The sequence below is a fragment of the Thermoleptolyngbya sichuanensis A183 genome (assembly GCF_013177315.1).
In the GTDB taxonomy this organism is placed as follows: domain Bacteria; phylum Cyanobacteriota; class Cyanobacteriia; order Elainellales; family Elainellaceae; genus Thermoleptolyngbya; species Thermoleptolyngbya sichuanensis.
Genome location: NZ_CP053661.1, coordinates 2,503,377 through 2,517,278, shown reverse-complemented (window position 1 = coordinate 2,517,278; position 13,902 = coordinate 2,503,377). Strand labels below are relative to the sequence as shown.

Sequence of the window (13,902 nt, the reverse complement as noted above, 5' to 3'; positions counted from 1 at the left end):
GCAAGTAAGCTTAACAATATGCCAATATACTTGCTCGGCAGCCAGATGAGATTCTGTCGTCAAAACAGCAGATTTAGAAAAAATTCCATTTTGGCGGCCTCAGGGCGAGGCCAGAGCATCCATTCTGATACAGTAGCCCCGGATGATTGGGCTAAAGCGGTAGCCGCGTCAGTGGCACGAAGCTGGCAGCGGTCAGCTTGTTCGCCTGCACGCCCGACAGTTCCGCAATCACCTCATCCGAACCATTTAGCCAGATGCGGGCCCCCTGGCTCAACTGCTGAATCCGCAGTTCGCGGAAGGTCAACCCCTTCGCCAGCCCGATGACATCAACGCCCACTTTGAAATCTCGGATGACATCAGCGCCACCATGCTTGGCGAGGACAAACGTATCGCGGCCCGCGCCTCCAATCATCAGATCGCTGCGTCCACCGCCCACCAGCAGGTCGTTGCCCTTTCCGCCCTTCAGAACATTTGTGGCGATCGCCCCCCAGATTGCCGTCGCCTCCTGGAATCCGCGCAGAAAATCAGTCGTTTCGCCCGCAATCAGCACATCGTTGCCCGCGCCCCCAACTAGCACGTCCGCCCCGCGCCCGCCGACCAGCGTGTCATTTCCGCCGCCGCCCACGAGCCGATCGATGCCAGCGCCACCCAAGATATAGTCGTCGCCACCCAGACCCTCGATCACGTCGTTGCCGTCAAACCCCTCGATGCGATCGCCCCGTCGTGTTCCACGAATCCGATCCGGCCGGGGCGACCCCTTCATCCGATTCAGTTTCTTCGGGCCCTGCGGCGGCAACCCACTGTCTGACCTGACCAGCAGATCAAATTCGTCAACCGCACTCATGCCCGAACGATCTGTGGCCCGCACAACGATGCGATAGCTACCTGCGTTTCCGCCCGCAGGGGTGCCGCTAAAGGTGCGCGTCACGGGGTCAAACGTTAGCCACGCAGGCAGCGGACGACCGTCGCTCAAACTCGCCGTATAGGTCAGTACATCGCCTGCGTCTATGTCCACAAACGTATCCGACTCCAGCATCAGGCCAAAGCCCTGCCCCGCCACTGCCGTCCGATTCCCGATCGGCTTTTGCAGCACTGGCGCATCGTTAATATTCAGCACCGTCAGCGTGAATGTGCCCGTACCCTGCACCCCACTGGGATCGGTCGCTACAACCCGCAGCGCAATCGTGCCCACATCCCCATTCGCAGGCGTACCCGAAAATGTTCGAGTTGCTGCATTAAAAGTCAACCAAGCGGGCAGCGGCGCACCATTGGCCAGGGTTGCGGTGTAGGTCAAAGAATCCCCGTCTGGATCAACAAAGGCGGTGAGCGGAAGCTGGGCCACAAACGGCAGCCTTTCGGTGGCACCGCGACGCGGCAAGGGTGCAGTCAACACCGGGGCCTGGTTGGCCGCCACCAGCACAGAAATGGTGCCCGTTGCATTGAATACGTCGTCGGTGACTTGAAAAACGAAACTGTCTGGCCCGCTATAGCCAGGATTGGGCGTGTAGGTGTAGGTTCCTGTTGCCGTGTTGGTAATCACCACAGACCCGTAGCTGGGCGCAGTCACAATGCTAAAGCGGATGATGTCGCCATCGGGATCGGTGGCCACAAGCCGCCCCGATCTTTCCGCATTAACGCGGGTATTGAGGCTGCCATTGGTCGCAACGGGGGCGCTGTTGGGCGCAACCGTAATGCTGACCGTTGCGGGGGCGGAGTCATCCGTTCCATCGTTTGCCCGAAAGGTAAAGCTGTCGCTGCCCGAAAATCCGGCGTTGGGGGTGTAGGTATATTCTCCCGTCAGTGCATTGATAATCGTGACCGTGCCATTGGTCGGAGCCGAAACGATGCTGAAGCTCAGCGGATCGCCTTCCACGTCCGTTGCCGTCAGTACCCCCGCCTCGGTTTTACCCGTCCGAGTGTTTAGCGTTGCAGCATTGGCGACGGGCGCATCATTGACCGGGGTGATGGTAATGGTGATGGTTGCGGGTTCTGATTCCTCAAATCCATCGAACACGCGGAATGAGAAGCTGTCCGAGCCGTTGGCATTGGGGTTCGGCGTGTAGGTGAATGCGCCCGTGTTGGGATCAAACGCCGTGATGCTTCCCTGGCTGGGCCCAGTGGCGATCGCATAGATCAGCGGATCATTGTCGCCATCTGTGCCAGAGAGCGTCCCTAGCACTGCCGCATCTTCGTTGGTCACCAAACTGTCGCCATTGGCTACGGGGGCGTTGTTGCCAAAGTTGACCACAATGCTCACAGTCGCCACATTCGAGAGCGCATTGGCTGCCCCGCTGCCGTCATTCGCCTGGAAGGAGAAACTGTCGGGCCCAACGTGTCCCGCATTGGGCAGGTAAGTAAACGCCCCAGTCGCCGCGTCAAAGCTGGTTAGCGTGCCGCTGGCTGGCCCAGTCACAACGCTGTAGGTCAGCATGTCGCCATCCACATCGGCCGCCGCCACGGTTCCATTTTGAGGCTGATTCCTCGTTGTGGTCAGGCTGCCATCGGTGGCGACGGGCGCATCGTTAATGGGGGCGATCGCCACGGTCACCGTCGCCGTGTTGGAATACACCGTTCCGTCAAACACGCGGTAGGTAAAGCTATCTGCCCCGTTCGCATCGGCATTCGGCGTGTAGGTAAAGGCTCCTGTAGCCGCGTTCGTAATCGTCACCACGCCCTTGGTCGGAGCCGTCACAATCTCGTAGCTGAGCGCATCTCCGTCTACATCCGTGCCCAGCAAAAAGCCCGAAGTCGGTACATCCTCATCCATCGTTACGATCACGCCTGTCGCCGTCGGCGCGTCGTTGATGGGCGTAATGGCGATCGCCACCGTTGCTGCGGTCGAGTAAACCGTTCCGTCAAACACGCGATAGGTGAAGCTATCTGCCCCATTCGCGTTTGTATTTGGCGTGTAGGTAAAGGCTCCTGTAGCCGCGTTCGTAATCGTCACCACGCCCTTGGTCGGAGCCGTCACAATCTCGTAGCTGAGCGCATCCCCATCCACATCCGCACCCAGCAAAAAGCCTGAAGTCGCCACATCTTCATCGGTCGTAATGCTCAGGCTAGAAGCGGTAGGGGCATCGTTAATGGGGGCGATCGCCACTGTTACCGTCGCTGGACTGGAATACACCATCCCATCAAATACCCGGTAGGTAAAGCTATCCGCACCGTTCTCATCCGCGTTTGGCGTGTAGGTAAAGGCTCCGGTTGCCGCATTCGTAATCGTGACAGATCCTTTTGTTGGAGCCGTGACAATCTCATACGTCAGCATATCCCCATCTACATCTGCGCCAAGCAAAAAGCCCGACACGGCCTCATCCTCATTAGTAGTCACAATCACACCAGCGGCCGTCGGCGCATCGTTCACTGGATTGACAGTAATCGTGACAGTTGCTGTGCCAGAGTCATTCACGCCATCATTCACGCTAAACGTAAATGAGTCACCGCCATTAAAGTTTGCATTTGGTGTAAATATGTACGCTCCAGTTGCCGCATCTGTGAGGGTCACCGTGCCACTAGCGGGCTGATTCACGATGCTATAGGTCAGCGCCGCCCCCTCCGGATCTGACCCAGACAGGGTTCCCGAAAATGCTGTATCTTCATCTGTGGTTAACGTGCCATCATTCGCAACGGGTGGCTGGTTCACCACTGCGCTCGGCGAAAACGCCACCCCCCGAAAAACCTGGTTTGCCCCAGCCGTTGCCAGGACGGTTAATGTTGCATTGATATCAGCGTTAAAAGCAGCCGTGTCTACAATCCGAACCAGCGAGTTATTTGCTCCATTCCCTCGCGTGGCATACAGTTCAACCGTGCTGCCGACAACTTGACCTGTCAAACCGCTGAATTGACCGACGAGCCGCTGGCGCAGTGTCCAGGTTGTGCCATCAAAGGAATACTTCCGGATTCCGCCTCCTGATGCATCCGGACTTCGATCTGCAATATAAAGCGTGTCAACTCCTGCAACCGTTGCATCCCGGTCCAGCAGGACAAATTCAAACGGGGAGTTGCCGCTTGATGTGCCAGGAACCGCTGTAATTGGGATAGATCCGCTTTCGGGTAATCCAGTGCCAATAGTATTTAGTCCGACATGGGTGGGGCTAGTCGAACTGCCCGCTGTGGTATACAAACGCCCATCGAAGATTCCCACACTCCGGACTGCACCATCCACCGTGGTCAGCCGCGTTCCTGTGTCGCCGTAGGGTACATAGTGAATCCCGCCTGTGTTATTGCTAGATACTCCAGCGACCCAAAAGCTGCTGCCATCTACGGAAGCAACACTCCGAACACTATTCCCACTAAAACTACTGGTCAGATGTGTGGAGGTATCTACCGTCCCGTTCATATCAACGCGAGCAATCACTCGGTTGACTGCTGTGCTGGTGGTGCTGGCGATCGCCAGAGTGCCAACACTCGCGTCATAGCCTGCTAAAACCAGGTATCGACCATCTGTTGAGAGACTTAATCCCCCTTCTAAATCTGCTGTGCCACTCAGGGTCAATCGTCGGTTGCTGCCATCAACCGTAGTTGGCATGGCGATGGATTGCAGCAGGCTGCCACTCGTATCGTATACATCCAAAAAAACAGCAGTGGCTGCATTGGTCAGCAGGGCGCTGCCGTCGCCAGTTCGCAGCACGACAATGCTGCCCGTCGGAATCGCAGGCAGAATCCCTTTGTAAGAGTTGAGGGCATCCGCGTTGAAAGGATTGCTTGCTTCGATGCTGCCTGTGGTGTACTCTAGCGCCCAGTCGCCGCCGAGGGCAGCACTGCCTGTGAGGTTCGTTGAGGCTGCGAGATTGGCTCCTGTGAGGGCGGCTAGCTGCTGCACAAACGCGCTGCCCTCGCCACTGGCAATGTTGCAGCCGTAGAGCAGGATATCGGCATCTTCCGTCAGCGCCGCAGACCAGGATTGCAGGAACGTGCTGTAGTGTGCCAGGGTGCTGCGATTTAGCACGGTGGAGCCGAGATGGAGGCTGCCTGTGCTGCCGTGGGAGATAATGTGGACGCTGCTGATGTTGCTGCGCCCTGCTAGATAGTCGGTAATTTGCTGAATTCCATCTTGCCCAGGGTCGAGAATTTGAACGTCAATATCGGGATGGATGCCAGCAATTAGGGTTTGATAATCTGGCGTAGCTGCATCAACAAAAACGACGGTGGCACAGCAGGTGATAGGAGACATAGCTGGACAGAGGTAGATGGATAGATACACGAAATCGGATGTGCGAAAATCGCGGCACAAAAAACAAGGGCGATCGCCCCGAATAACCCCACTCAAATACTTTTGAAGCCTGAATCAATCAGACGCTTTGTGTCTGAATCAGCGATAAGCCTGTAAAATTAAGAAACCAAAAGGAATCCGCGAAAAGTAAGGCTTCATGAATCATTAGAAGAGCGTTAGACGTAACCTCAAACCATTTAATAGTCAAACTAATAGTCGAAGCCTAAAGTTCGTTCTTGGGACTGTCTGGCGTTTTATCCCTAAATTCGCTGCCTTAATGCATATTGCCTCTAACGATGGCTTCGCCGGATTATATGGGTCTTAAGCTTGGATTTCAAACTGGGAGTGAACTCGTTCACAGAGCAGCCTGAAACTGCCAAATTGCATTTGTAAACAAAGTATTCCCCATGTTGCGAAATATTGAACGACTCAAGCCACAAATTTTCAGTAAATTTACGTCCGAAGTCCAGAGGCTCATTGAACGCTAAAAATAGCAAAACTTTTAAGACTAAAGGCACTTCCTGTTGGCTTGGATTCCGAAATATTGCGGAATTTCTAAGCAGTTTAAGCGGCAAATCCGTAAAGTTTCGGAGCCATTTTTGCTGCCACATTCTCGGCAAACTGCCCTTGACAGACTTCCAGGCCCGCTGCCTACACGGAGATCTGAGTAGGATCTGGGAATTTTGAACTTTGGCTGACAAATGCCTGCAATATTTTGATTTGTGCGCTGGTGGGTGCTGCGATCGCCTGCACCTGCTGAACGTAGCGCAGCGCTTCCCACACCTCTAGCTGATGATAGCGGCACAAATAGGCGGCACACACCAAGGGCGATCGCTCTATTCCCCGCCGACAGTAGACGTAGACCGGGCGCTGGCGGCGGAGGTGCTGATGCAGCAGTTCTGTCGCCACCTCAAAGTGTTGAACCTGAAGCGGAACCAAGTAGGATTGATTTGGCAGAATATATCGCTGACAGTGGAATTTTTCTGCAATCGCTTGCGGCAGCGGCCCTTCTGCTTCGGCACAGAATGACAGCACCACCTCTACGTTGGCAGCAGCGAGGATGCCAGCGTAGTCTGGTTTCGGGAGCGCACCAAGGGCCAGACGGTTGGGCAAAATCCAGCAAATCTGGGTTTGGCGGATGAGCGTAGTGGAGGACTGGATAGAGCGGTAGGGCGATCGCCCTGTTTTTAGGACAAGCCCCTGTCGCGATCGCAGTGTTTTCAAGATCCCCTTGCCCATTGCGGATGCCTCTATTGGATGCCTCTATAAAATCAGCGCCGATTCTAGTTCAACCTTCAAGGCTACTGGCTCCGTATCAGGAACCGTTTTCTGCTCCCACTCAAACTCACATGGTTCACGTTTCTCACGTTTTAACCGCTTATCTTGTACTTTCGGCGATCGCCTTCACCGTTTACCTATCCATTTTCCTAAAAGACCCTTCAACCCCCAAAACAGACTCTCTATCTTGGCTAGTGCTAATTGTTGCCACGCTGCTCTCGCCCATTTCGCTGCCCATCTCGCTGCTGAAGTGGCTGAAATCGCTCCGCCGCCCAACTGAATAGACCCTTCAAAAAACGAAAGAAAGCCTATAAAAAATCTTTTCACAAAAAAATCACCTATAAGATACTAGGAGTTTCGCAATTCCAAATAGTCTCCAGCAATTCCATCTAGCTCAAGAGTTCGTCATTATTAACCCATATTTGCCGTGTCTATAGCCATGTCTACACTAAAAACCCCTTTGTCCCAAAACACGTCCTCAGAAATTGCTCAAGCTTCTCCGCTAACTTTTACAACACTGCCTGCTGTCCCAAGTCCATCCCTGCATCGCACAACCGCTCGTGCCTCAAGGCCAGATACACTAAGCCCCCAAAGCACTCGACCAGCGACTAGAAATGTTCGCCTGGTTGGGGCCTTTCTCGGCAGTGCGCCACTCAGAATCCGCAGCATTCAGGGCGTTGGTTCTGCGACTCGACTACGCCAGTCTCAAGTTGGTGGTATTTGGGAATTTTTTAGCAATCGGCTATTTCGTTTTACCCCCAGAGGAATCGGTACTATCGTCCGCGATGACCTCTTTCCTGTGGTCGGCACCTATCGACTATCCCGCAACTCTATTCGCGTCTCTGGACAACGCAGCAGCAGTATTGGACTAGGGGGTGGTGCAGCCGTCTTTATCGATGGCATTTTTGCACGCGCACAAAATGGTCAAGTTTTTGCCCGCATTATCCAATCCACCACAGCCTCCTCAGCCTTTGTAGGCATTGGCGGCCCTATTAGTGGCGGTTCCAGAAATACTTTAGTTTGGACTAACTGGCATCACAATAATGCTCAACAGGATGCCATAAAGAATCTGCTCAACCGTTCATAACAGTTGAACTTAAGGAATTGGATACAATCCTGCTCGCAGTTAAGCTGCTGTTGCAACCGGACTGTTCAGGGATTGTTCGGATGTCTTGCGTTTCGAGGCTCGTTTTTTGACCATCGGATAGCAGGGACGAGGAGTTGGCTTGTGCCCCTTGCCTCGTCCTGGCGATTTACCACGAGGTTTAGGCGCAGGAGCAGGGGTGCCAATCGCTGCCAAAATGCCTGCAAACGCTTGTGCGACCCGACCCGGAGTCAACGTTTCTTGCGGTGCCTGCCAGGGCAAGGGGTGGTCAGTACAGTCCTTTCGCGCTAACCACAACTGCCAACTGAGCAACGGCATCAGGCTGCTCCACTGTTCGGTTGCCGATACAGAACTGAACTGGGGATGTGTCCAATATAGCCTCTGCTTGGCAAAGCGATACCAGTGTTCAATGGCAAAGCGACGGAGGTAGTGCAACCACAGGGTTTCTAACGGAGGCATCTGCTCACCCAGCCAAACTAACCACAAAGGAGCCAAGCGTCGCGTGCTGCTCTGTGTCTCCAGCACCTCCACGCGCAACACTTCCATTGCCCGTTTGGGGGATTTGCGGAAATGGTATGCACTCCAACGACTGACCCGCACTCGTCCCCAGTTGGGATCATCGACTTCAACGGTTTCGACCGGGACACTCCAAGTGTCAGGGTCATTGAGTTTCATCTTATGTCCATGCTTGGCAGGTGCGCCTCGCCCTCGATACGCTGGGGGCGCGCCATAGACACATCGATTGGATGTAACCCGCAGCAGCAAGTCTGCCTCAATCCCTGCCGTTTGGTTGACAAAACTGGCATTGCCGTACCCTCGGTCGTAGATCGCCAACGGACGCACCGCTAACTGCCGAGTCACTTGTTTGAGTTGGAATGCCGCTTTACTGGCGGGTGTTTCAAAGCTGGTGATGCGCTCATGCCGCAATGGTAATGCCCAACTGCCCCTGTCTTCAGCAATCCAGGCTAAGGTACTGTAGTTTTGTCCGGCTATCGGGGCATGTCCTGTTCTGCCTGATAAGGTGCGGTCTTTCAAACGCCTGGCAGCAGGACGGTTCCACCGACTCGCATCACCTGCCAACAACGGTTGCTGCTGAGTCGGTATCTGCTGCACCAACAGCTTCAGCACCTTTGATCGGGGTAGGCGGCTATCGCGCAACGCTTCATAGGTGCTCGACCACTGGCGACGAAAGACAGGACTCTGCGATAGCCTCACAAACGACACGATGCACGCACTCACTAACACGGCATCCATCAGATCAAACAGGGCATCTCTGGCGTTTCCCAAGCTGGCATACAACGTTTGGCGAAATTGCTGAAGTTCGTTGAAAATCATGGGGTCAATGTTGGTTGTACTTCATTGACCTTACGGCAGTCGGTGCTTCTCATTGACTGCCTTCCTCTTCACCATTAGTCCAAACTAAAGAGAAATACCTACGACTTTACAATCCGTATGGCGCGGCTTGTAGGCAATTTGTTGCGCTAAAAAATCCTGGATAAGAGCGCTTCTTACTCTTATCCAGGATTCAAAGCTGCATCAAATACTTAGCTAAACATTTAGCTCAATATTTAGCTCAATATAAAGTGTCAGCACCTATGCTGCGGGCTGCGTCTTAGAAGCTTTGCTGCGCTTTTTCTTGGCGCTGCGGGCCCAGCGCGTGAGGTGCCAGATATAGATAAACAAGAAGCCCGAAATTAGTGCGCTCAGATTCCACTTGGCAGAGCTTTCCATCAGGCGATTGCGGCGGCTTGCCTTCTCAATTTCAACCTGCTCCTGCATCCGCTCCTTGAATTGAGACAACTGGCTCAGCATTTGCTCCTTCGGCGCTCTGGCCGCATCGCCCTCCAGCGTTACGCCCTGGCTCTCCAAAAAGCCCTTGATTTGCTCTGCGCTGGCATCATTGATTTGCTTCTCGAAAGCAGCCACCTGCTCAAGCTGCTGGCTAAATTGGTTACTGATCAAATCCATGCTCTGGCTATTCAGCCGTAGCGTATTCGTCACGCCCAGCGGAACCAGAAGCAGCAGGAAAATACCAAACAGCATCGATACCCAAGAGAGGAACTTCAAAACGGGACGTTCCCACTTACTGCGAAACTGCATTTCCCCGAAAAAAATTAGCGCTGCTGCTAGCAGTGGAACGGGAACTCGCTCTACGATTGCACCCATTGTTTCAAACTCCCAGATGGGATTGGTGAATCGGGGCGGGAACAGAATCGTGAACAGGTCAAGCGTCGTTAGAACCAACAGTCCATACCCGGCCCAACGCAGCAGCACTGGGGAAAAGGGCTTGCTTGCGGGAGAGGGAGTGGGAGATTCGGGTTGGGCTTGAGTCATGGGATATCCTCCGAGTATGTCAATAACCGAGTGAAATGGGGTGAGAACAAGGGAGCCAAGAAGCGTCTCGCAGGCTTCAGGAAACGGGAAACTTAGGGAGTCGGAAACTTGGGTTGCCACCACGCCTGCCAGTCTGTCCAGGCGGCTTTGAGCTGCGGATAGACCTGATCCGCCGGGGTGTTTTGGAGTGGGGCAGACATCACCGTCCACAGACAGCGCCCATCTCGCAGCGTCTCTCGACCCAGCAGGACGGGCAGGGCCCGCTCTGGGCGCAAGTCGAGGACGTAGCGGTTTTGCATAAACTGCGCCTCGGTGACGGTGCTAGAGCCACGAGGATTGATGCAACTGGTGAGATGGGCGTGGGTTTCGTCGGCGTAGATGCTGTAGAATCCGCCCGATTCGTCTTGCTGAATCGTAGTGGGGAAGGCAACCGTCGGCGTTGACTTGCCGTACTTCAGCAGTAAATTGCGGACGCTGGGATCGGTGTTGACCAGGTATCGGATCTCGACGGCAAGAGCGCGATCGCCCTGCCTATAGCTATAGCGTTTGCCCGACACCATTTCCGCCTGGGCCTTTTCGGGAATTGGCAGCGCTGTTGCCGACTGGGCCTGCCAGCCAGGAAGGGGCACCTGCTCCGGGAAGTCAAATTCGGCCTTCGTCTGCCCATCAGTCGCGGGAAACAGGAGCAAGCGCCCCAGCACCAGCACCACGCCCCCTAGGGTCAGCGCCAGTAGCGGCAGCCGGACATATTTCACAACCGGACTTTCGGTTGAGTTTGCAGATAAATTTGCAGTCATGAACGTGCTATCACAAAAGGGACTATGGCTCTTGCCATTCCAGCGGATCATCAAGCGGATCATCCAGAAACAGTTCCTCTTCCGCCGGATCATCACTGACCTCTGCCAGGGCAATCCAGCGCTCTGCTACCTCCTGCCAGCGCAGCAGCAGCCAGCACACGCCGCCAAAAATCAGCACGGCAATCATGGAAAAGATGAGCGACCCGGTGCCTTCGTGCCAGTATTCAAACGCCTCCGGCTGAGAAGACGCGACCAGATACGCCATCAAAGACACCCGCACCCCGTTGACTACAAAAGCGATCAACACCGCCAGCACAACTGCCAATCCGCGACGCAGCCAGTTCAGAGGGAACATCACCACAAACAAACCCGCTAGCGACAGCAGGTAAGTGATGCCCTCAATGCCAGAACAGCCAGGATAGACCTCAACTGACCCGGTGGGCAGGTGAATATTGACTCCATCGCGAACTACTTCAAACCCGCCATACCAAAGCAATGCCGTCGAAAATTTCGCCGTCCACAGCGTCGGGTCAAACAGCGGCGGAATAAACACCTTGGGCGCACCCAGACAAAACAGCAGCAACAGTTCTTGTCGATATTGCCCCAACCCGCGAAAACCAGAGGATAGGAGGGCTAATCCTAAACCAGCCGTGAGCGGAGCTAGCAGCAAAAACGCCTCACCCGGAGTCGCCAAACTCCGCAACAGCACGAACGCAATCAGCATGGCCCCAAGCACGCTTGCGAGAATGCTGCTATCAAAGCGCAGTGTATGCTGGCGATCGCCCAACAGCGAGGTCAGCGCCGCAAAAAACAGAATGCTGCTGCCCAGCAAATCGACGTTATCAGCCCGCCAAACCAGCGTCAGGTGAATTGCAGCCAGCCCAGCGGCGATCGCCACCAGCCAGAACCGAAATTCAGTGACTGATCTGAAGTTCAAAGACGAAAACGTTTTCATACAAACTGTTAGAAGAGGTTCAAATCTGTTGTGCGAGGGTTCGCATTCAAACTTTGAACCGTACAACGCTAGTGTGCCCAGGTGCGATCGCTTCCTAACAGACGCAATATTTTGCGGCAATGCGCGCAATCCATAGGCGGGAAAAATCTCATTCAATGGGCCTAAATTTCCCTATCGGGCGATCGCAAAAGTGAGGAGGATGAGTACACAAACCGAACGGACTGGTGAAAAATACGGTCACCGGGGGCAATGAGGTCGCAGATCGGATTTGTGCTTTCGCTGCAAAAGATTATCCATTTCTATAGCCTGAAAACCCATCAGGACAGTGCTTTCAGTCCTTTTTGTTGGTTGATGAATCCCTCGCCGTGCGGGTGATTTATTCAGGCAAAGTATTTAACTCATTAAAACCACACAAAACCCATACAATATCAAGGCAAAAGAGCCGCAGTCCACCCCCTCAGAGGGCGGAAACTCGTACGTAATCTCCCTCTGTTTATCCGGGTTTTGCGAATGTTATCACCGAATATAGATGGTCATTGAGTCTGCGAACAAGCCGCCTGGTTTGAATTTCGGATGACTATCGAGCAAAAGACCTCAGGAATGGAGCGTGCTGGATGGACAGCGTTAAGATTCTGAACGTGCAAATTGACAACCTGTCAATGCAGGAACTACTAGAGAGGCTAACCAGCGGCGTTGTTTATACTCCCAATGTGGATCACTTGGTCAAACTGCAAAGAGATTCGTCCTTCTTTAAGGTCTACAATGACGCGGACTACCGGGTTTGCGATAGCAAGATCTTAATGTACGTCTCTCGCTTCCTGGGGTCACCCATTCGCGAAAAAATTTCAGGGTCTGACCTGTTTCCCGCTTTTTACGAGTATCACAAGGACAATCCAGACATTCGCATTTTCCTGCTGGGGGCCAAGGAGGGCGTTGCAGCAGCGGCTCAGCAGCGGATTAACGCAAAAGTTGGGCGGGAAATCGTCGTGGCGACCCATTCGCCGTCCTTCGGGTTTGAAAAGGACGAAGCCGAGTGCGATCGCATCCTGGAAATGATTCGAGAGTCGGGCGCAACGGTTCTGGCTGTAGGGGTTGGCGCACCGAAGCAGGAGCTATTCATTCACAAGTACAAAGACCAACTGCCCAATGTCAAAATCTTCCTGGCTATTGGGGCAACGATCGACTTTGAGGCAGGAAACGTTAAGCGATCGCCCAAGTGGATCAGTGAGGCAGGGCTGGAATGGCTCTATCGCCTCACGGCCGAACCCAAGCGGCTATGGCGGCGCTACCTGGTCGAAGATCCGCTGTTTTTTTGGCTGGTGCTGCTGCAAAAGCTGAATGTTTACACCAACCCGCTCCGGAATAGCTCCAGCGACCTCGACCGCATCGACTACGGCACGCCCCGCGAGGCTCTGGCGGCTGAATAGGTTCCAGGTTTATAGAATTGCTGAATCCAGCGAAAACGAGGAGAGGGAGTGCGGGAGCTAAGCTGCGACACTCCCTTTTTTGTGCTTTTGCGCTTTGTGCCTCTGCTGCGCTCTGCGCTGTGCTGACTTTTGCCTCTATTTCACCGGATGCTGTCCGTAAAAAGGCAGCGCGGACGACCAGTGGGGGCGATCGCCCCTTTGCCAGTCTGCATAGGCCAGGGCGAGCAAGTCAGCGGCGGTGTGGGCGCGATCGCCATTTGCGTCGATGGGCTGCCAGGGAAAGGTCCAAGAGTCGAGGAGCGATCGCCAGTCCGTTTCCGTCAGCACGGCATCAGGACACACGGGGACGAGTTGGCGGGTCTGCGGCTGGCTGCGGTAAATTGCACCAAACACTTCGCCGCGCTGGGCGGATAGCTGCACTGCCAGGTCGATTGTAGAATCTGTAGAATCGTCAGGCATCTGAGCAGCGGCGGCATGGGCGACGGCCGCCAGCGAGGAAATGGCAAATAGCGGAATCTCCAACTGCTGCGCCAGCGTTCGTGCCGTGACCATGCCGATGCGCGTCCCCGTGAAGCCACCCGGCCCCCGCGCCACCGCCAGAAAGTCCAGATCTGCCCAGGTCTGCGGCGGCAAAAACGCCATCAGGCAGTCGTGCAGATGCGTAGACAGGGCCCGCCCCAAATCCCAGGTCTGCTGGCGCTGCACATCGACAAAGTTGCTGAGCGCCAGACCCAGATTCGGACTGCTGGTGTGGAGGGCGAGGGCGGTGGGCATGGGGGTTTATAGACCAGCTA

10 protein-coding genes are annotated in these 13,902 nt (G+C 54.6%); 3 read left to right on the top strand and 7 right to left on the bottom strand.

Annotated features, from left to right (window positions below):
• Positions 1-151 precede the first annotated feature (151 nt).
• Positions 152-5,173, bottom strand: coding sequence for an Ig-like domain-containing protein (locus HPC62_RS10520; RefSeq protein ID WP_172355465.1), 5,022 nt, complete (start codon positions 5,171-5,173; stop codon positions 152-154).
• Positions 5,174-5,863: 690 nt separating this feature from the next.
• Positions 5,864-6,451 (bottom strand): protein-tyrosine phosphatase family protein, encoded by a 588-nt coding sequence (locus tag HPC62_RS10515; RefSeq protein ID WP_172355463.1) that lies wholly within the window; start codon positions 6,449-6,451, stop codon positions 5,864-5,866.
• A gap of 110 nt (positions 6,452-6,561) precedes the next feature.
• Between HPC62_RS10515 and HPC62_RS10510 the strand changes: the two genes are divergently transcribed.
• Positions 6,562-6,774: a hypothetical protein gene (locus tag HPC62_RS10510; RefSeq protein ID WP_172355461.1), complete on the top strand. Its 213-nt coding sequence runs from the start codon at positions 6,562-6,564 to the stop codon at positions 6,772-6,774.
• A gap of 515 nt (positions 6,775-7,289) precedes the next feature.
• Positions 7,290-7,577, top strand: coding sequence for a hypothetical protein (locus HPC62_RS10505; protein WP_172355459.1), 288 nt, complete (start codon positions 7,290-7,292; stop codon positions 7,575-7,577).
• Positions 7,578-7,616: 39 nt separating this feature from the next.
• Here the strand turns inward: HPC62_RS10505 and HPC62_RS10500 are convergent, their stop codons facing one another.
• From HPC62_RS10500 to crtA, 4 genes are all read right to left on the bottom strand, one after another.
• On the bottom strand, positions 7,617-8,930 hold the full coding sequence (locus HPC62_RS10500) for an NF041680 family putative transposase (RefSeq protein WP_172353244.1): 1,314 nt from the start codon (positions 8,928-8,930) through the stop codon (positions 7,617-7,619).
• Between the two features lie 258 nt (positions 8,931-9,188).
• Positions 9,189-9,929 (bottom strand): HpsJ-like protein, cyanoexosortase A-associated, encoded by a 741-nt coding sequence (gene hpsJ-A / locus HPC62_RS10495; protein WP_172355457.1) that lies wholly within the window; start codon positions 9,927-9,929, stop codon positions 9,189-9,191.
• A gap of 92 nt (positions 9,930-10,021) precedes the next feature.
• On the bottom strand, positions 10,022-10,726 hold the full coding sequence (locus HPC62_RS10490) for a cyanoexosortase A system-associated protein (protein WP_172355455.1): 705 nt from the start codon (positions 10,724-10,726) through the stop codon (positions 10,022-10,024).
• Positions 10,727-10,748: 22 nt separating this feature from the next.
• Complete coding sequence (gene crtA / locus HPC62_RS10485; RefSeq protein ID WP_216655349.1) at positions 10,749-11,663, bottom strand: cyanoexosortase A; 915 nt, start codon at positions 11,661-11,663, stop codon at positions 10,749-10,751.
• 632 nt (positions 11,664-12,295) lie between these two features.
• Between crtA and HPC62_RS10480 the strand changes: the two genes are divergently transcribed.
• Positions 12,296-13,108: a WecB/TagA/CpsF family glycosyltransferase gene (locus tag HPC62_RS10480; protein WP_172355451.1), complete on the top strand. Its 813-nt coding sequence runs from the start codon at positions 12,296-12,298 to the stop codon at positions 13,106-13,108.
• A 135-nt stretch (positions 13,109-13,243) separates the two neighbouring features.
• Here HPC62_RS10480 and tsaB read toward each other — a convergent pair whose 3' ends face one another.
• Complete coding sequence (gene tsaB, locus HPC62_RS10475; protein WP_172355449.1) at positions 13,244-13,882, bottom strand: tRNA (adenosine(37)-N6)-threonylcarbamoyltransferase complex dimerization subunit type 1 TsaB; 639 nt, start codon at positions 13,880-13,882, stop codon at positions 13,244-13,246.
• Positions 13,883-13,902 lie beyond the last annotated feature (20 nt).